The organism is Pseudomonas sp. S5F11, assembly GCF_019641515.1.
GTDB lineage: Bacteria > Pseudomonadota > Gammaproteobacteria > Pseudomonadales > Pseudomonadaceae > Aquipseudomonas > Aquipseudomonas rhodesiae.
In genome coordinates this window covers 5,428,562-5,447,732 of sequence record NZ_JAIFJZ010000001.1, presented here as the reverse complement: position 1 = coordinate 5,447,732, position 19,171 = coordinate 5,428,562, and the positions used below count along the sequence as shown (strand labels likewise).

Annotated in this window: 17 protein-coding genes; 7 read left to right on the top strand and 10 right to left on the bottom strand. The window is 61.1% G+C overall.

Going from position 1 to position 19,171, the window contains the following annotated elements; all coding sequences use genetic code 11:
* Positions 1-124: 124 nt before the first annotated feature.
* The 8 genes from K1567_RS24730 to K1567_RS24695 all read right to left on the bottom strand — a co-directional run bounded on the left by K1567_RS24730 (position 125) and on the right by K1567_RS24695 (position 10,573).
* A complete protein-coding gene (locus tag K1567_RS24730; RefSeq protein WP_040269028.1) occupies positions 125-1,735 on the bottom strand; it encodes a flagellar hook-associated protein 3 in 1,611 nt (536 codons plus the stop codon).
* Positions 1,736-1,749: 14 nt separating this feature from the next.
* Positions 1,750-3,795 carry a flagellar hook-associated protein FlgK gene (gene flgK, locus K1567_RS24725; RefSeq protein WP_034099519.1) on the bottom strand — a complete coding sequence of 682 codons (2,046 nt, stop codon included), beginning with the start codon at positions 3,793-3,795 and terminating at the stop codon, positions 1,750-1,752.
* 10 nt (positions 3,796-3,805) lie between these two features.
* Positions 3,806-5,077 (bottom strand): flagellar assembly peptidoglycan hydrolase FlgJ, encoded by a 1,272-nt coding sequence (gene flgJ / locus K1567_RS24720; RefSeq protein ID WP_220698951.1) that lies wholly within the window; start codon positions 5,075-5,077, stop codon positions 3,806-3,808.
* Between the two features lie 4 nt (positions 5,078-5,081).
* Positions 5,082-6,170 (bottom strand): flagellar basal body P-ring protein FlgI, encoded by a 1,089-nt coding sequence (locus K1567_RS24715; protein ID WP_034099860.1) that lies wholly within the window; start codon positions 6,168-6,170, stop codon positions 5,082-5,084.
* A gap of 27 nt (positions 6,171-6,197) precedes the next feature.
* Positions 6,198-6,893, bottom strand: coding sequence for a flagellar basal body L-ring protein FlgH (gene flgH, locus K1567_RS24710; RefSeq protein ID WP_034099521.1), 696 nt, complete (start codon positions 6,891-6,893; stop codon positions 6,198-6,200).
* Positions 6,894-6,945: 52 nt separating this feature from the next.
* Positions 6,946-7,731 (bottom strand): flagellar basal-body rod protein FlgG, encoded by a 786-nt coding sequence (gene flgG, locus K1567_RS24705; RefSeq protein WP_034099522.1) that lies wholly within the window; start codon positions 7,729-7,731, stop codon positions 6,946-6,948.
* A gap of 68 nt (positions 7,732-7,799) precedes the next feature.
* Positions 7,800-8,540 (bottom strand): flagellar basal body rod protein FlgF, encoded by a 741-nt coding sequence (locus K1567_RS24700; protein ID WP_034099525.1) that lies wholly within the window; start codon positions 8,538-8,540, stop codon positions 7,800-7,802.
* Between the two features lie 470 nt (positions 8,541-9,010).
* Entirely contained in the window at positions 9,011-10,573 is a 1,563-nt protein-coding gene (locus K1567_RS24695; RefSeq protein WP_034099527.1) for a sigma-54-dependent phenylalanine hydroxylase transcriptional regulator PhhR, read from the bottom strand.
* Between the two features lie 258 nt (positions 10,574-10,831).
* On the opposite strand from K1567_RS24695, the gene phhA reads away from it, so the two are divergent.
* The 3 genes from phhA (at position 10,832) to K1567_RS24680 (ending at position 13,272) form a co-directional block, all read left to right on the top strand.
* Positions 10,832-11,623: a phenylalanine 4-monooxygenase gene (gene phhA / locus K1567_RS24690; protein ID WP_034099528.1), complete on the top strand. Its 792-nt coding sequence runs from the start codon at positions 10,832-10,834 to the stop codon at positions 11,621-11,623.
* A 99-nt stretch (positions 11,624-11,722) separates the two neighbouring features.
* On the top strand, positions 11,723-12,079 hold the full coding sequence (locus K1567_RS24685) for a 4a-hydroxytetrahydrobiopterin dehydratase (protein WP_034099530.1): 357 nt from the start codon (positions 11,723-11,725) through the stop codon (positions 12,077-12,079).
* Entirely contained in the window at positions 12,079-13,272 is a 1,194-nt protein-coding gene (locus K1567_RS24680) for an amino acid aminotransferase (RefSeq protein WP_220698950.1), read from the top strand. The genes K1567_RS24685 and K1567_RS24680 overlap by 1 nt, the downstream gene beginning before the upstream one ends.
* A gap of 120 nt (positions 13,273-13,392) precedes the next feature.
* Here the strand turns inward: K1567_RS24680 and K1567_RS24675 are convergent, their stop codons facing one another.
* Positions 13,393-14,211 (bottom strand): UDP-2,3-diacylglucosamine diphosphatase, encoded by an 819-nt coding sequence (locus K1567_RS24675; RefSeq protein ID WP_220698949.1) that lies wholly within the window; start codon positions 14,209-14,211, stop codon positions 13,393-13,395.
* A 137-nt stretch (positions 14,212-14,348) separates the two neighbouring features.
* On the opposite strand from K1567_RS24675, the gene K1567_RS24670 reads away from it, so the two are divergent.
* The 3 genes from K1567_RS24670 to K1567_RS24660 all read left to right on the top strand — a co-directional run bounded on the left by K1567_RS24670 (position 14,349) and on the right by K1567_RS24660 (position 16,495).
* The gene (locus K1567_RS24670; protein ID WP_034114747.1) at positions 14,349-15,098 is read left to right on the top strand and encodes an AraC family transcriptional regulator; all 750 of its coding nucleotides are present in this window, start codon (positions 14,349-14,351) and stop codon (positions 15,096-15,098) included.
* A 100-nt stretch (positions 15,099-15,198) separates the two neighbouring features.
* A complete protein-coding gene (locus K1567_RS24665) occupies positions 15,199-16,083 on the top strand; it encodes a DMT family transporter (protein ID WP_034099538.1) in 885 nt (294 codons plus the stop codon).
* A 130-nt stretch (positions 16,084-16,213) separates the two neighbouring features.
* Positions 16,214-16,495 carry a hypothetical protein gene (locus K1567_RS24660; RefSeq protein ID WP_040269035.1) on the top strand — a complete coding sequence of 94 codons (282 nt, stop codon included), beginning with the start codon at positions 16,214-16,216 and terminating at the stop codon, positions 16,493-16,495.
* Between the two features lie 36 nt (positions 16,496-16,531).
* Here K1567_RS24660 and K1567_RS24655 read toward each other — a convergent pair whose 3' ends face one another.
* The gene (locus tag K1567_RS24655; RefSeq protein WP_034099542.1) at positions 16,532-16,819 is read right to left on the bottom strand and encodes a SelT/SelW/SelH family protein; all 288 of its coding nucleotides are present in this window, start codon (positions 16,817-16,819) and stop codon (positions 16,532-16,534) included.
* Between the two features lie 84 nt (positions 16,820-16,903).
* Between K1567_RS24655 and K1567_RS24650 the strand changes: the two genes are divergently transcribed.
* Entirely contained in the window at positions 16,904-19,093 is a 2,190-nt protein-coding gene (locus tag K1567_RS24650; protein ID WP_034099544.1) for a patatin-like phospholipase family protein, read from the top strand.
* The last annotated feature ends 78 nt before the right edge of the window (positions 19,094-19,171 follow it).

Below are 19,171 nucleotides of genomic sequence, written 5' to 3'. Positions count from 1 at the left end.
CTTTATGACTCACAGGTCACTCAATTTTCTCCGGTTTATGCAAAACCTTTAAACAATTGAGCCCCCTGAAACGACAGCGGCCCCGCCTGTTTCCAGGCGGGGCCGCTGTGCTGATGCGGTGAAATCACATTTTGTTGAACAGGCTCAACTGCGAAATCTTCACAAAGGCCAGCTGCGATGCTTGCAGCATGGTTTGTTGCAGACTCAGATTGATAGCGGCATCCGCAAAATCGACGTTGCCCAATGCATTCATGGTGGTGGCGTTGGCCAGGCTCAAGCTGGTGTTCTCTTGGGACTGGATATCCATACCATTCAAGCGAGCACCGATGGCGCCGCGCACCTGGTCGATCTGACTCTTGGCGTTGGTCAGATTACCGATGGAGCGGGCGACCACGTCCTTGAGCTCTTTCTGTGCCGCCGGTTTTCCGTCCGAGGGCGTCTCTAGGATTTGGCGCAAATGGCTGAGAGTGTCGAGCACGTTCTCGTTTTTGTTGCTGGTGGCGCCAATCACAAACTGGTCGCCATCACCCGGTGGCGGCGTGGTCGTGACGTCAAATGTCACACCCGCCGCGCTCAAGGTTGTGGCGCCGGCGGCCAGGGTGCCGCTGGCGATGGACTTGCTATCCGAGCTATACGGCTGTGCATACACATTGTAATCACCCGCCGCGCCGAACTTGATGACCATACCAGCGTTGGGGAAAGTGCTGGCATAAGCCGCCGAATCACTGACCGTACCACCGCTTATTTGAGCCGTGGTCGGGTTGCTGGGAGTGCGCGAAACACTGAAGGTGTCCGGTTTGATCGACAGGCTGAACTCGCGGTCTTTGACAACCGCATCCGCCGGTGCGCCGGGCAACACGTCTTTTCCCAAAGCGTCCTTACCCAGGTTCAGGCCGATGTCGAACTTCACGCCACGCAGATTGATGGTCGAGGCGCCCTCTTTGGTGGCATCGAACGTGCCGTTACCCGGAATCTCGGAGGTGATGTCTTTGCCGGTGTTGTCGCTCACCGTGTATTGAGTGCTGCTGACAAAGGTCAGCTTGTATGGCTGCCCATCGGCAAAGCTGCTGTCATAGCTGGTCTCGGCAGCGATCAACCCCGCCGATATAGTGACCTTGCCGTCATCGACCGCAGGCGGCACAAGAATCGGCGCGGTCTGGGTGCGACCCGTGTTCGCGGAGCTCTCGAGCATGCTTTTGGCGGTGTCGCCCATCGAAACGGAAATATTCTCGGCGATCTTCAGGCTCAACGGGATGTCGTCGCCCTGATAACTGTAGGTGCCGTTATTGTTGCGCGTATAGGGCGGCGTGTCGGTCTTGCTTCCGGAAAACAGGTAATTGCCCCCGGCATCCTTAGAATTGAGCAGGCCCAGTACCTGATCCTCAATGGCACCGACCTCGGCCGCAATCGATTTGCGGTCCGCATCACTGATCCCGACATTACCGGCCTTCAGGGCCAGTTCGCTGGCCTTTTGCAGGGCGGTGTTGATGTTATCAAGAACGCTATCTTCGGTTACCAGCGAGTTCTTCAGGGTATCGATGTTGCCATTGAACTGCGACAGCATGTCTTTCTGCTGCTGCAACATCAGCAACCGCGCCGCCGCCACAGGATCATCCGCCGCGGTCTGCACGCGTACGCCGGAGCTGGCCTGATCCTGAGCCTTGACCACACTAGAGTAGTTGGACTGGTACTTGGCGGAGCTGGTCTCGAAATACTGCTGTGTGGAAATACGCATCGTCCCGGCCTCCCTTAAAGAGCATTGATCAGTGTGGTGAAGGTTTCCTGCGCGGCCTTGATAATCTGGGACGACGCGGTGTAGTACTGCTGGAACTTGATCATGTCGCCCGCCTCGTCATCCAGGTTAACCCCTGACACTGAGTTGCGCGCTTCCTTGTTGGCGCTGAGCAACGCGCCAGTAGCCGTGGTATCAACCCCCGCCTGACTGGCCTTGGAACCGACCTGAGAAACCAGGCGACTGTTGGCCGCCACCAGGCTTACGCCGACATTGCCATCGTTCATGCCGACGCTGGCCTTGGTCTGCAAGTTGAGCAGTTCCTGCGCGTTCCGGCCGTCCGATTTGCCACCGCTGTTGAACGCGAACGTGGTGCTGTCGCCCGCGGCCGGAGAACCGTTCACGGTAGTGTCGAATTTGAAACTCTTACCCGGAATGGCGGCTCCCGAAGCGTCTCGCATCGGAACATCCACGGTGATCTTGTTGCCCTGCCCCGGAATGATGCTGCCGGTGCCGATCGGGTTGCCTTGCGCATCGTTGACGGTATAGGGCTGAGTGCCGTCAGCCGCCGGTTTGCCAAACACCATTTTGACCGGCATCGAGTTCTCGATACCCGCGCGCAACTGTGCGGTGTCTGCCCCGCCATGAATATCCAACGGTACAGTCAAGGTGGGCTGGGTAAACGTGCCAGTGCCACTGTTGGTCGTACTACGAGTACCAGACAGCGGGCCGGCGAACGCCAGCTTATTGGCGTCAGAAAGCGCCACGCCGATGCCACTGGCGCCCGTAGCGGTGGGGCTGACCTTGAAACTGTCTCCGACTGCCACAGGGCCCTTGCCGTCCAGAGACAAGGTAAATCCATCGATCTGGGTCGGCGGCGTGGCTGACAGATCGATAATGCCCAGGGCTTTGCCGTCCGAACGCACCACCGTCGCTTTATTGAGGTCGGTGCTGTCGTTGAAGGTCACTTTGTAATCGAAGGTCGAGAGCTTACTGCTGTCGCCAATCGACACATTCAGGTTGCCGGAACCGCTGCTGTTGCCGGCGGTAGCCTGGCTACGGGAGGCGATAGCAGTTGCACTATTGATGTCGTTGAACAACGACACACCAAAGTCACCGTTCAAATCCAGACCTTGGCCGAGCTGATTGTTCAGGGTATCGGCTGTCGCAATAGCGATACGCCCCAAGTCATTGATAGCCGGCATCAAGGCATCACTGCGATAGCGCAACAGGCCACCGATGCTTCCGCCACTGATTACCGCGCCAAGATCCAGTGTCGTTCCGCTCACATTCAGCTGGATCGTATATTGACTGTTATCCGTGCTGCTCGGCACTGCCGTAATCGTATTGGACAACCCGCCCTCAACCAGCGACTGACCGCTGCCGGTGGTCACACTGAACTGGCCATTCTTCTCGGTGGCGGTGACCCCGATCAGTTCATTGAGCGAACGCACAGCTTCGCTACGCTGGTCCAGCAGGTTGGCCGGAGCGGTGCTCGATGAACCCTGCACTTGAGAGATTTGCCGGTTGAGCGCAGCGATCGAAGAAGTCAGTTGGTTGACCTGATCACTCATGGTACTCAACTGGCTGTTGATGGTTTCTTTCTGCTGCGTCAACTGGGTGGAGATGGAGTTGAAACGATTGCTCAAGGTCTGGGCATTACTCAACAGCAGTTGGCGGGCCGACAGATCGCTAGGGTTGGAAGATGCGGTCTGCAGCGTGGCGAAGAAGGTGCTGAGTACTGATGACAGACCGGTGTTCTTATCCGACAGCACCTTATCGACCGCACTGATCTGGTCTTGGTAGGCGCGGGCGTCATTATTCAATGCCGTACTGTTCTGGTATGCCGTGTCCAGGTACTCGTTGTAGACACGCCGTACATCCGCCAGCGTGGTGCCGCTGCCGATGAATACGCCGCCGAACTGGTTCGACGCGCTAGCGTTCTGGATAGTCTGCTGACGCGAATAACCCGCGGTATTGGCGTTGGCGATGTTGTTACTCAAGACCGACAACGATCCTTGAGCGGCGTTAAGCCCCGACATCCCGATATTGAGCAAACTCATGGTTCAGACCTTATAAAAGAGTGGTCGCGCCCGCGGCGGCGTAGTTCTGGTAACTGTTCATCGAATTGGCGATCTGCGAGATCTTGTTGGCGTAGTTCGGGTCGGTGGCGTAACCGGCTTTTTGCAACTCGCGTACAAAGCGTTCCGGGTTATCGGCCGACTTCACCACTTCTTTATAGCGGTCATTGCTTTGCAGCAACGTCACCAAGTCGTGGAAGCTGTCCTGGTAAGAGTCGTAGGAACGGAACTGCGCCGTCTCCTTGACCATCGCCCCGTCGCGGAACTCGCTGGTGATCGCGCGGGCCTGGCCGCCCTGCCAACTCTTGCCGGCCTTGATGCCAAACAGGTTGTGGCTGCTGCTGCCGTCTTCGGCGCGCATCACCGATTTGCCCCAACCGGTTTCCAAAGCGGCCTGGGCCACCAGGTACTTCGGATCGATGCCGATACGCTTGGCGGCCGCTTCGGCCATCGGCAGCATGGTGGCGACAAATTCGTCCTGGGAGCTGAAGGCTTTCTTGGCAGGCGCCAATGGTGGCTGGGCCACGGCGCGGCCATAGACCTGCATGCTGCCGTTGGCCGCGGCAACACTGCGTGCGCCGCTGTTGATCACGTTGTCTTGCAGGGCGCTGTTGCGCAGCGGCGCGGCCTTGGCCTCGGTGGCGACCTGGGTGCTCGGCACGATGCCGGCCAGCAGGCGATCGGTCAGCTTGCTCGGCAAGGCGATACGGCGCTGGTTCATCAGCTCCATGTCGTTGCTGTGGGTAGCGGCGGCGCCGGCTTGAGGCTCGGCGACACGGAACGCCCACAACGGACGCTGACCATTGGAGCGCCCCAACGGGCCATCGGCCTGGGTGCCGGCGGCGATCTCGGTCGGCACATCGACTTTCTTGACCGCCTCGACCGCAGCCGGGCCCTGCAAGGTGGCCGCCTGGGCGTCCACCGGCTTGTTCTTCTGCATCTGGCGCATCAGCACGTCGGCCAGGCCGATGCCGCCGCCCTCGCGGGACAGCGAGACCGCCAATTGCTGGTCGTACATTTCCTGGTACTGCTTGGCCGCCGGGGTGTTCATCGGGTTGTCTTTGCCCAGAGCCTCGGTGGCCGAACGCATGGACTTGAGCATCTCGCTCAAAAACAGCGACTCGAACTCCTGCGCCACTTTGCGCATGTTGCCTTCGCTGTTTTTGTCAGCACCGACCTTGAGCTGGTTAAGCCGGTTCAAGTCGGAGTAAGAGCCAGAGTCTGCCGAACTGACAATGCCGCTTTTGTGCATATCCATGGCCATGGCCTCAGATGACGATCAGGTCGGCTTGCAAGGCGCCGGCCTGTTTCAATGCTTCAAGGATCGCCATCAAGTCGCCGGGCGCCGCGCCCACCTGGTTCACCGCGCGGACAATCTCGTCCAGGGTGGTGCCGGGGCCAAATTTGAACATCGGCTTGGCTTCTTGCTGAGCGTTAACCCGCGAGCGTGGCACCACTGCGGTCTGGCCGTTGGACAACGGCCCCGGCTGGCTGACGATCGGGTCTTCGGTGATGGTCACCGTCAGGCTGCCGTGGGTTACCGCCGCCGGCGAGACTTTGACGTTCTGGCCGATCACGATCGTGCCGGTACGCGAGTTGATGATGACTTTGGCTACTGCCTGGCCCGGGTCGACTTCCAGGTTTTCCAGGATCGACAGGTAATCGACGCGCTGGCTGGGGTCCAGCGGCGCGGTCACACGGATCGAACCGCCGTCGATGGCCTGGGCCACGCCTGGGCCGAGCATGTCGTTGACCTTGTCGACCACGCGCTTGGCGGTGGTGAAGTCCGAGCGATTGAGGTTCAAGGTCAGGCTGTTGCCCTGATTGAAACCGCTGGGCACGGTGCGTTCCACCGTGGCCCCGCCAGGGATACGACCGGCCGACGGCACGTTGACGGTGATCTTGGAACCGTCGCGACCTTCGGCGTCGAACCCGCCCACCACCAGGTTGCCCTGGGCAATGGCGTAAACGTTACCGTCGATACCCTTGAGGGGCGTCATCAGCAACGTACCGCCGCGCAGGCTTTTGGAGTTACCGATGGACGACACGGTGATGTCCACCACCTGGCCTGGCTTGGAGAACGCCGGCAAGTCGGCACTGATCGACACCGCCGCGACGTTTTTAAGCTGCACGTTGCCCGACCCCGGCGGCACTTTGATGCCGAACTGCGAGAGCATGTTGTTGAAGGTTTGCAGGGTGAACGGGGTCTGGGTGGTCTGGTCACCTGTACCGTTGAGCCCCACCACCAGGCCATAGCCGATCAACTGGTTGGAGCGCACGCCGGAAATGCTGGCGATGTCCTTCAAGCGTTCGGCCTGGGCGACGGCGCTCAAGGAAAGCAACAGGGCCGCCGCCATCAGCTGTTTGAATTTCAAAGTGGCCACCTAGAAAGGGAACAGCGGGCTGAGGAAGAAACGGTCGAACCAACCCGGCTGGCTAGCATCGGCAAACGAACCCGTCCCCGAGTAAGTAATGCGTGCATCGGCGATTCGCGTCGACGAAACGGTGTTGTCGGTAGAGATATCGTCGGCGCGCACCATGCCGGCAATCCGCACCAGCTCGTCGCCAGTGTTGAGGGTCATCCACTTCTCACCGCGCACGGCGATGATGCCATTGGGCAATACATCGGCCACGGTCACGGTGATCGAACCGGTCAGGCTGTTGCCCTGCCCCGCCGCACTTTTGCCACTGGTCGCACGGTCGCCGCTATAGCCAGCGTTGAGGCTCAAATCGCCGTCACCCAACGGGTTGTTGGTGTTAGGTACGGCACCGAACAACGAGGTCAGGCCAATGCCTGCCTTGCTGGTCTTGCCGACCTGGGAGTTGGCGTTCTTGCTGGCCTGGGTCTTCTCGTTCAGGGTGATGGTGATGATGTCACCGACCCGGAAGGCCTTGCGGTCGCTGTACAGGTTCTGTTCGAAACCGGCCTGGTAGATCGAGCCATTGTTGGCCGCCGCCGGCAGCGGCGTGCGTGGCAACACCGGCGCGTAGTACGGGTCATTGGGTTTTGGCGTCGGGGCGACACAGCCCGCGAGCACGGCAATCCCACTCAATGCCAGAACGGAAACATAGCGATTCATGACCCTTACCTCACGGTGTTGCAGACGCTTTCAGGGCGCCCCATAGACTTGATTACAGATTCTGCGTTACGAACGAGAGCATCTGGTCGGCGGTGGAGATCACCTTGGAGTTCATCTCGTAAGCGCGCTGAGTGGTGATCATGTTGACCATCTCTTCCACGGTGCTGACGTTGGAGGTTTCCAGGGTGCTTTGCAGCGTGGTACCGAAACCGTTCAGGCCAGGAGTGCCGATCTGTGGCGCGCCGCTGGAGGCGGTTTCCAGGAACAGGTTGTTGCCCATGGCCTGCAAGCCGGCCGGGTTGATGAAGTCGGCGGTCTGCAGGTTGCCGATCACTTGCGAGGCCGGGTTGCCGGCCACGGTAATGGACACGGTGCCGTCGTTGCCGACGGTGAAGGTCTTGGCATCGGCCGGCACTACAATCGCCGGTTCCAGGGCAAAACCGTTGGCGGTGACGATCTGGCCGTTGGAGTCCAGGTGGAATGTACCGTCGCGGGTGTAGGACGTAGTGCCGTCCGGTTGCAGGATCTGGAAGAAGCCACGGCCGTTGATGGCCATGTCCAGCGGCTGACCGGTTTGTTGCAGGTTACCGGCGCTGAAGTTCTTCTGGGTGCCGACGATCTGCACACCGGTACCCAATTGCAGGCCCGACGGCAGCTCGCTGTCCTGGGTCGACTGAGCGCCCGGCTGCTTCTTGATCTGATAGAGCAAGTCCTGGAACTCGGCGCGGTCACGTTTGAAACCCGTGGTCGATACGTTGGCCAAGTTGTTGGAAATGGTGGTCAGGTTGGTGTCCTGGGCGGACAGACCGGTTTTGGCAACCCATAGAGCCGGAAGCATGCTGTTCTCCTTCGTGCGCCTGTTTGTTGGCGCTGCGCTGCGAAATTAGTGGTTCAGTGAAACCGCGATCAGCTCATCTGCATGACGCGTGTCATGGCCTGGTCGTCTTCCTTGGCGCTGTTCATCATTTTGATGTGCAGCTCGAACTGCTTGGAAAGCGCCAGCACCGCCGTCATTTCTTCCACGGCATTGACGTTGCTCGCCTGCAGGAACCCCGAGGTCAGCCTGACGCCTGCGTCGGCCTGAGCCGGCTGGCCATCCTTGGTGTGGATGGTGCCATCCAGGCCCTTATTCATGTTCTTCAGGTCCGGCTGAACCAGCTTGATGCGGTCCACTTCGGCCATCACTCGTGGGCCTTCACCCATGGCACGGATGCTGATGGTGCCGTCGGCGCCCACTTCGATCTTCTGCTGCGGCGGCACCGCGATAGGGCCACCGTTGCCCATGATCGGCATGCCGTTGCCGGCACGCAGCACGCCCAGGGCGTCCACGTTCATGCTGGCGCTGCGCACGTAGGCTTCGCCGCCATCCGGAGTTTGTACGGCCAGCCAGCCGTCGCCGTTGACAGCCACATCCAGGTCGCGACCGGTTTCGATCATCGCGCCAGGCGTGAAGTCGGTGGCGGGACGCTCAGTCAGGGCGAAGGCCCGCGCCGGAAAGCTGTCACCGAACACCGGCATCGAACGCGCCTGCTCCAGGTCGCGTTGGAAACCGTTGGTGGAAATGTTCGCCAGGTTGTTGGCATGGGCCTTCTGCGCCAGCGCATTCTGGCTGGCGCCGGTCATTGCCACATAAAGGTACTTGTCCACGCTCTTTCCTCTTTATGACGGACGCTTGCCGCCCACCGCTGTACTGATGAGGCTTAAGCAATTAGCGAACCAACTTTTAAAAAGTCAGGAAAATCCAGGCGGGACGGGGGGTTGCGGGCTGCCTTCACATTTTCCAGGAAAGGAGAGAGTCGAAAAAACGGCGGACTACTGCCGCTTACGGCAAGGGCCGTCTTACGGGTGACAGAGAACCCATGTGGGGAGGGGCGGTGCGACGATTCGAATTGCCCCCGATGGAGGTGGGTCAGTGACAGATGGGCTGACTGACCCAGCGCCATCGGGGGCAAGCCCCCTCCCACATTTTGAGCCGGTTCTTCCAGTTAATAATGAGGAGGGCGTTTGGATCCGCATATTGGCGCTGACTTTTTAGTCATTGCCCCTCGCGCCTTAACTGACTGGCATTAGGGCTTGCCTTGCCCCTCCCACATTTTTGCCCACGTTGTGTCGGTTGATTATTTATCGGTCTTGAGGATTTCGTAATCGCGCAATTTATTGGCGATGGTGGTGTGGGACACGCCCAGGCGCTTGCCCAGCTGTCGACTGCTGGGATGTTCGACATACAGGCTTTCCAACACCGCTTTCTCGAAGCGCCCGACAATCGCCTCCAAACCGCCGTCCAGGGAAAAATCGCCGAGGGGCTGACGCACGCCGTAATCCGGCAGACGAATATGCTCGACCTTCACCGTGCCGCCGTCGCACAAAGACACCGCCTGGAACAACACGTTTTCCAACTGCCGCACATTCCCCGGCCAGTGATAATGGCGGAGGCGCTCCATCGCCGCCGGTGCCAACGTGGGCAACGGGCAGCCGATCTGGCGGCTGGCCTGGTCAAGAAAATGCTCCACCAGCGGCGCCAGGCCATCCAGGCATTCGCGCAGCGGTGGGATATGCAGCGACAGCACATTGAGGCGGTGGTAGAGGTCCTGGCGGAATTCGCCGCGCGCGCAGAGTTCGGACAGATCCACCTGAGTCGCGCAAATCACCCGCACATCCAGGTACACCTCTTCGTCACTGCCGACGCGGCGGAAGCAACCGTCCTGCAAGAAGCGCAGCAATTTCACCTGCAGGCGCGCGCTCATTTCGCCCACACCGTCGAGAAACAACGTACCGCCCGCAGTCAGCTCCAGCAGCCCCAACTTGCCTTCCGCCCGGGCGCCTTCGAACGCGCCGGGGCCGTAGCCGAACAGCTCGGTCTCGGCCATCGACTCCGGCAGGCCGGCGCAGTTGAGGGCCATCAGCGGCGACTGCCCGCGCGGACTGGCCAAGTGGCAGGCGCGCGCCAACAGTTCTTTGCCGGTGCCGGTCTCGCCTTCTATTAATAGCGGCGCGTCCAACGGGGCCATGCGCCGTGCTTCACGCACCACGGCGGCCATCACCTTGGAGCTCTGGAAGATGCTGTCAAAGCCGCGCAGTTCCTGCTTGCGCACGTTGTAGATGCGCTCGCCGACCCGGTCCGCACGATGCAACGTCAGCACGGCGCCGGCCATGGCTTCACTGTCATCGTGTTCGGAGGATTGCAGCGGCGCGATATCCGCCAGGAACACGTCGCCCTTGACCTTGACCCGCAGGCCGTTGATCCGCGACTTGCTGGCGCGCACCAGTTCCGGCAAATCGAAATCCTCGGCGTAGCGTGACAACGGAATGCCCGGCACCTCGTCCACCCGCACCCCCAGCAACTGCGCCGCCGCACGGTTGGCGGCGACGATGGAGCCGCCCATGTCGATCGACAGCACCGGAAACTCCAGAGCGCCCAGCAAGGCATTGAGTTCCATGTGTCGCCGCTCGCTGGGCATCAGCCCTACCCGCTTGACCCCAAACACCCCGGCAATCGCCTCGAACTGCGGGCGCAACGCCTGAAATTGCATATTCACCAGGTTCGGACAGAACAGGTAGATAGCATTGCCGTGCTCACCGCCCACCTCGCCTTTGGCAACGTTGACGCCGTATTCCACCAGGAGGTTGAGAATGTCCCGCAGGATGCCGATGCGGTTCTGGCAATGCACTTTGATACGCATGAATGAGGCCCGAAAAGAGGGAAGGCGCCGCGTCTTTTTGTCGCTGGGCGCAGAAAGTCGTCAAGATTATGTGACAGCCGGACTGCTTTTCCCAGCCCAACACTAAGAGCAGGTCGTCAATCGTAACGAATACTTTACAAAAAACGGTAAATTTTCCTACGTAGCACTGCCACAGGTGGCTGGCATCCGCACGCCATCGGGTTATCAATAGGCCTATCGCAGGACATAACAAGAACGAATGCCTAGCAGGAGAGCCGTATGAAGCAGACGCACTACGTGGCCCGCGAGCCCGATGCGCAAGGGTTTATCCACTATCCGCCGGAAGAACATGCGGTATGGAACACCCTGATCACGCGCCAGTTGAAAGTGATCGAAGGTCGCGCCTGCCAGGAATACCTGGACGGCATCGACAAGTTGGGCTTGCCCCTGGACCGCATCCCGCAACTGGGCGAGATCAACCAAGTGCTGGCCGAGACCACCGGTTGGCAAGTCGCTCGCGTGCCGGCGTTGATCCCCTTCCAAACCTTCTTTGAATTACTCGCCAGCAAGCAGTTTCCAGTGGCGACGTTTATCCGCACCCGCGAAGAACTGGACTACTTGCAAGAGCCGGATATTTTCCACGAGATCTTCGGCCACTGCCCGCTGCTGACCAACCCTTGGTTCGCTGAATTCACCCACACCTACGGCAAACTCGGGCTGGCGGCGACCAAGGAGCAACGGGTCTACTTGGCGCGGCTGTACTGGATGACCATCGAGTTCGGCCTGGTGGACACGCCGGCTGGTCGGCGCATCTACGGCGGCGGGATTCTGTCGTCGCCCAAGGAGACGGTGTACAGCCTGTCCTCCGAGCCCGAGCATCAAGCCTTCGACCCGCTGGAAGCGATGCGCACGCCGTACCGCATCGACATCCTGCAACCGCTGTACTTCGTGCTGCCCGACCTCAAGCGTCTGTTCGAGGTGGCGCAGGAAGACATCATGGGCATGGTCGAGCGTGGCATGCAGCTGGGTCTGCACGCGCCGAAATTCCCGCCCAAACCAAAGGCTGCTTGAACCGTGCCTTTTAAGGCCAGGTGAGTCTGTTCCCTGGCGCCGCGTTGCTTTAGGGTGACGCCACTGACCTTCACTTATTCGAATTCAGGACATTTCCACATGACCACCTTGAACCAAGCCCACTGCGAAGCCTGCCGCGCCGATGCCCCGCAAGTCAGCGATGAAGAACTGCCGGTACTGATAAAGCAGATCCCTGACTGGAACATCGAAGTGCGCGACGGCGTGATGCAGCTGGAAAAGGTTTTCCTGTTCAAGAATTTCAAATTCGCCCTGGCCTTCACCAATGCCGTGGGTGAGATTTCCGAAGCCGAAGGCCATCACCCGGGCCTGCTCACCGAATGGGGCAAAGTCACCGTGACCTGGTGGAGCCACTCCATCAAGGGCCTGCACCGCAACGACTTCATCATGGCCGCGCGCACCGACGAAGTGGCCAAGACCGCCGAGGGCCGCAAGTAATGCATTTCGATGCCATTGGCCGCGTGCCCGGCGACCCGATCCTCGGGTTGATGGACCTGTACGCCCAGGATGCCAACCCGCACAAGTTCGACCTGGGCGTAGGCGTCTACAAGGACGACCAGGGCCTGACGCCGATTCCGCCGTCGGTGAAGCTCGCCGAACAGCGCCTGGTAGACCAGCAAACCACCAAGACTTACATCGGCGGTCATGGCGACGCCGCGTTCGGCCAACTGATCAGCGAACTGGTGCTGGGCGCCGACTCCGCGCTGTTGCACGGGCGTCGTGCCGGCGCCACCCAGACCCCGGGCGGGACCGGCGCGCTGCGCTTGAGCGCCGATTTTATCGCCGCCAACCTGCCAGGCCGTGGTGTCTGGCTGAGCAACCCGACCTGGCCGATCCACGAAACCATCTTCGCCAAGGCCGGGCTCAAGGTCAGCCATTATCCCTACATGGGCGACGATAACCGCCTGGATGTGGCGGCGATGCTGGCTACCCTCGCCACCGTGCCGGAAGGCGATGTGGTGTTGCTGCATGCCTGCTGTCATAACCCGACCGGCTTCGATCTGTCCCACGACGATTGGCGCCAGGTGCTGCAGATCGTGCGCGAACGCCACCTGCTGCCGCTGATCGACTTCGCCTACCAGGGCTTCGGCGATGGCCTGGAACAGGACGCCTGGGCCGTACGCCTGTTTGCCGCCGAATTGCCGGAAGTACTGATCACCAGTTCGTGCTCGAAGAACTTCGGCTTATACCGCGACCGCGTCGGCGCATTGATCGTGTGCGCGGCGGATGCCGAGAAGCTGACGGATGTGCGCAGCCAATTGGCGAATATCGCCCGCAACCTGTGGTCGACCCCGCCGGATCACGGCGCGGCCGTGGTGGCGACCATCCTCGGCGATGCCCAGCTCAAACAGCAGTGGAGCGCAGAAGTCGAAGCCATGCGTGGGCGCATCGCGCAGTTGCGTTCCGGGCTGGTGGAGGCCCTGGCGCCCCATGGCTTATCCGAGCGATTCGCACACATTGGCGTGCAACGTGGGATGTTCTCCTACACCGGCCTGAGTGCCGAGCAGGTCAAGCAACTGCGCGAGAAGCACAGTGTGTATATGGTCAGTTCGGGGCGGGCCAATGTGGCGGGGATTGATGCGACACGCTTGGCGTTGCTGGCCGAGGCTATTGCCGACGTCTGCAACTGAACACTGCGCATCTAAGTCAGTGACTGGTTGACTGATACACCGCTATCGGGGGCAAGCCCCCTCCCACATTTGGTCGCATTCCAATGTGGGAGGGGGCTTGCCCCCGATGGCGATCTGAAGTTACAGAAGGTGCGCCTGAGCCACCTCAGCCTTCAGTTGCGCTTCTTTGGCCTGGGCATCCGCCAGCCGATACAACTCGATACTGCCATCCCAGTGCTCGATCAGCGCCGTGCAAGACTCCACCCAGTCCCCGCAGTTGAGGTAATCCACCTCGCCCACTTTGCGAATCTCCGCATGGTGAATATGCCCGCACACCACCCCATGCAATTCACGCCGGGTCACTTCGTGGGCGATCGCTTCTTCGAAATCGCTGATAAAACTGACCGCCGTCTTGACCTTGTGCTTGAGGTACGCCGACAGCGACCAGTAACCATAGCCATAGCGCGCACGCCAGTAGTTCAACCAGCGGTTCAAGGTCAGAGTGAATTCGTAGGCCGAGTCGCCGAGAAACGCCAGCCAGCGATGATAACGGGTAATCACGTCAAACTGATCACCGTGGATCACCAGCAGGTGGCGCCCGTCAGCGGTCACATGCACGGCTTCGTCGACCAACTGGATATTGCCCAAGATCAGCTTGGAATAACGGCGCAGGAATTCATCGTGGTTGCCGGTGACATAGATCACCTCGGTGCCGCGCTTGGCCATGGTCAACAGGCGGCGGATCACGTTGGTGTGCGCCTGGGGCCAGTACATGCCGCCGCGCATTTTCCAGCCGTCGATAATGTCGCCCACCAGGTAGACCTTATCGGCGTGATAGCCCTTGAGGAACTGCGAAAGATGGTCGGCCTGGCAATCCCGGGTGCCCAGGTGCACGTCGGAAATCCACAGGGTACGCACCCGTTGTTTGCGGCTGGGCTTGGCGAACTCGGCACTGGTCATGGGCATCCCTCGACGGTGTTTTCGCGAGCTTGCGCCATGGCGGTTAATGGCCCATGACAAGTGTGGGTCAGTCTGATGACAGCGACCGGCGCCCACGATGCGTTGTAGACTGACGCCTCGCCGCCCAGGAGACCGTGATGAGACCGTCCCTTACCCTACGCCACTACCTCGAAGCGCCCATCGCCCACAGCCATGCGCATGCACAGTTGGTGTTCGGCCTGTCCGGGCATCTGGATCTGGAGGTCGATGGCCGTGGCAGCCAAGTGCGCGAAAGCAGCGTGATGGTACTGCCCTTCTCTGCCCATCACGCCTGCGGCAGTCGCGATGGCAGCCGCTGCCTGGTGCTGGACGTACCCACCGAACATTGGCTGCTGCAGTCCCTGGGCGAACATGCTGACGCGAGCCGACGCCTGCTCGACCAACCCGCGCGCCTGGCCCTGGATGCACGTCAGCACCAGTTGGTGCAGTGGCTGGCCCACAGCCCAGTGGACGACCCGCTGATCGTGCAGCAAGGTTCGGTGTTGCTGCTGGCCAGCCTCAATTCTGCGCAACCCCAGCCCGTGCCAGGTCGACGCTTGCCCTATCCGGCCTTCAATGCCCATATCGAACGGCACGTGGCGCACCCCCTGCAAGTGGCCGATCTGGCGCGCATCGCCGGGCTGTCGGTGGCGCGCCTGCACGCGCGGTTCGTCGCCGAGTGCGGGCAGACGCCGATGGACTACATCCGCAGCCGACGCCTGCATAAAGCCCTGAGTCTGCTGCGCGATACCGCGCTGCCCATCGGTGAAGTCGCCGAGCGGGTCGGCTATAGCTCCCAGAGCGCGTTTGCCGCCGCTATGTCCCGTGAGTTCGGCGCGTCTCCCGGCGCGTTGCGGCGCTCGCCTTAGGGCGAGTCCTGCGCTAAAACGCGCGAGCCTCACGACAGACGCCAGCCATCCCAAGCCACTAGACTGCGAGCCTGTCACTCTCGTGGTTTGAAGGAACGCAATGACTCCCCGCACAGCCCTGGGCGCCCTGCATATCGGCGCATTGATGTTTGGCCTTACCGGCGTATTCGGCAAACTGGCGGCCGCTTCGCCAGCCATCATCGTGTTTGGTCGCGCCGTGTTTGCCGTGCTCGCCCTGGCGGTGTTCGCCCGGTTCGCCAGCCGCGCTCCGTGGAAGCACCTGGAGCGGCGCGACTGGCGTCGGCTGCTGGTCAGCGGCGTGTTGCTAGCGGCGCACTGGGTGACATTTTTTCTTGCGGTCAAGGTGGCCGGTGTGGCGGTCGCGACTCTGGGGTTCACAGCGTTCCCGGCGTTTACGGTCATTCTGGAAGGGCTGATATTCCGCGAGCGTATTCGCGCCAACGAAGTACTGCTGGTGGTACTGGTCACGATCGGCCTGGTGCTGGTGACCCCCGACTTCAACCTGGCCAGTGAAGCCACCGGCGGCCTGCTCTGGGGCATCCTTTCCGGCTTGTTGTTTTCCCTGTTGTCGCTGAACAACCGCGCCGGCTCCGGGCGCATTCCGGCGGTGCAGGCGGCGCTGTGCCAGAACCTGGTAGTCGCGGCGTGCCTGTTGCCGGTGGCCGCACCGGGCCTGGCGCATGTGCGAGCGCTGGACTGGTTGTGGATCGGCCTGCTCGGCGTGTTCTGCACCGGCCTGGCCCACAGCCTGTTTGTCGCCAGCCTGGCGGTGATCAAGGCGCGTACGGCGTCGGTGGTGTTTGCCATGGAGCCGGTCTACGGCATCACCATGGCGTGGCTGCTGTTTGCCGAAACGCCGACCCTGCGCATGCTGCTGGGGGGCGCCTTGATCATCGTCGCCATCGTGATTTCCGGCCTGATGAGCAGCGCCGGCCCGGCCAAACAACCGACCGCAACGGCCTGATCTATACTCCGGGCATCCGCAACAGTCTGTCGTCGTTCAACGGATAACGGCTCCTCGACGACAGCCAGGGCATTTTCCGCAGTTGCTGCAAGCGAGTGGTCACTCCCTTAACGCTATGCAGGACTTGATCATGGAAATGCTCATTAACGTGTTGGTTCAAATCGTCAGCGGCGCTGTTGGCGGAAACATCGCCGGCATGACCAAACAAAGCCTGGGTACCGGGCTTAACACGATGTTGGGCGGTGTCGGCGGGCTGGTTCTGGGTCAGCTTGTCTCGGCATTGACCGGTACTCCAGGCGGCGAAGCGCTGGATGTGGCGGCCGTTGGCGGCAATATCCTCGGCGGCGGCGTGGGCGGTGCGGTGTTGACCTGGGTTGTCGGATTCATCAAACAGAAGTTGGACGCCAGATAGCGCTCAGTTCACCGCCCCTTGCACGGGGCGGTGACGTCATTGGGGACGGTCGTTGTGGCCCAGATCGCGCGCCGGGTCGATCTGGTCGCGCACCCGCTGCTTGAGCACCTTGGCCTCGGGGAAACCGCCGTCGGCCTTGCGCTCCCAAATCTGCACACCGTCACAGGTGATATGGAACGTGCCACCGGTAGCCGGCACCAGTGAGACCTTACCCAGGTCATCGGCAAATGTGCTCAGCAGTTCCTGGGCCAGCCACGCGGCACGCAGCAGCCACTGGCATTGGGTGCAATAGGTGATGACGACCTCGGGTTTAATCGACGACATAATTTGACAGGTTCCTGGCATAACGGACGCGGAGGATCGGGTGGCTATAATAGCGGCCTTTATCGTCCAGCTCCGAGATTCAAGATGCGCCGCCTGCTGTCCTGCCTGTTTTTGTGCCTGCTCCCCCTCCTTGCCCATGCCGTGGACGCTCCGCGCCCGAAGGTCGGCCTGGTGCTGTCTGGCGGCGCCGCCCGAGGCCTGGCGCATATCGGGGTGCTCAAGGCGCTGGAAGAGCAAGGCATCCAGATCGATGCGATCGCCGGCACCAGCATGGGCGCGGTGATTGGTGGGCTGTATGCCTCCGGCTACAAGATCGACGAGTTGGAAAAACTCGCATTGAACATCGATTGGCAACAGGCGCTCTCCGACGCACCGCCGCGCGAAGACGTGCCGTTTCGCCGCAAGCAGGATGACCGGGACTTCCTGGTCAAGCAGAAGCTCAGTTTCCGCGATGACGGCAGTCTCGGCCTGCCGCTGGGGGTGATCCAGGGCCAGAACCTGGCGCTGCTGCTGGAAAGCATGTTCGCCCACAGCAGCAACACCCGCGATTTCGACAAACTGCCGATCCCGTTCCGCGCGGTGGCCACCGATATCACCACCGGTGAAAAAGTTGTGTTCCGCAAGGGCCACTTGCCCAAGGTGATCCGCGCGAGTATGTCGATCCCAGCCGTGTTCGCCCCCGTGGAGCTGGACGGCCGGCTGCTGGTGGACGGCGGCATGACCGATAACATCCCGCTGGATGTCGCGCGGGAGATGGGCGTGGATATCGCCATCGTGGTGGACATCGGCACCCCGCTACGCTCGCGCAAGCAACTGGCCACGGTGGTGGACGTACTCAACCAGTCCATCACCCTGATGACCCGGCGCAATTCCGAAGAGCAACTCAAAGCCCTGCAACCCAGGGATGTGCTGATCCAGCCGCCGCTGGCAGCCTATGGCGTGACCGATTTCGGCCGCGCCAAGGACATGATCGACGCCGGCTACCGCGCCACCCGCGCCCTCGACGTGCGCCTGGCGCACCTGCGTCCGGCTGAGCCGATCGACCCGCAGCTGGTGGCCGCGCGCACGCCGGGCGAGCGCACCCCGGTCATCACCGCCATCACCGTGGAGAACGACTCGAAAGTCAGCGACGACGTGATCCGCTACTACATCCGCCAACCCTTGGGCGAACCGCTCAATCTGGGTCGCCTGCAAACCGACATGGGCACTTTGTATGGCCTGGACTACTTCGATCAGGTGCAATACCGCGTGATCAAGAAAGGCCAGGACAACACCCTTGTAATCAGCGCCCACGGCAAACGCAGCGGCACCGACTACCTGCGCCTGGGGCTGAACCTGTCGGATGACATGCGCGGCGACAGTGCCTTCAACCTGGGCGCCAGCTACCGCATCAACGGCATCAACCGCCTTGGCGCGGAATGGCTGACGCGCGTGCAGATCGGCGACCGCCAAGAGCTGTACAGCGAGTTCTACCAACCGATGGACGCCGGTTCGCGTTACTTCGTCGCGCCCTATATCAGCGCCCAGGCACAGAACGTCGAGCTGATCCTGGATAACGACCCCATCTCCGAATACCGCCTGGAACGTTACGGCTTCGGCCTGAATGTGGGGCGGCAGATCGGCAACAGCGGTGAGATTCGCTTCGGTGTCGGCGAAGCCTGGGGCCAGGCGGACGTACGCATCGGCGACCGCGACCTGCCGAGCGTGAGCTTCAGCGAAGGCTTCTATGAGCTGAAATACTCCTTCGACTCTCTGGACAACGTGTACTTCCCCCACTCCGGTGAAGACATCGGCCTGGCTTATCGCGAATTCGAACCGGGGTTAGGCTCGGATCAACGCTACCGTCAATGGGAGTTCAAACTCGACAAAGCCATGAGCCACGGCCCGGACACTCTGGTGCTGGGCGGACGTTACGGGCGCACCCTGGACGATTCGGACGTGGTGATTTCCAGCTTCCTGCTCGGCGGTGCCAGACAGCTGTCAGGCTTTCGCCAGGACGCGATCTCGGGGCAAAACATCAGCCTGATGCGCGCCGTGTACTACCGCCGGCTGACGCCGCGTTCGTACTTGCCGCTGGATTTCCCGCTGTACCTGGGCGCGTCTCTGGAACGTGGGCGGGCGTGGAACAACGACAATGAATTCGACAGCGGCTATATCAACGCCGCGAGTGTTTTCCTCGGGTTCGACACGCCACTGGGGCCACTGAATTTCAGTTATGGCTTCAACGATGATAACCAGAAGGCGGTGTACCTGAACCTGGGGCAGACTTTCTAGGGAGCCTGCGCGCATAGGGTCAATGCGGCAGGCTTTTAAGATGGGGTGAGCCTGCTCATCACAACAGGCTCAGCCATC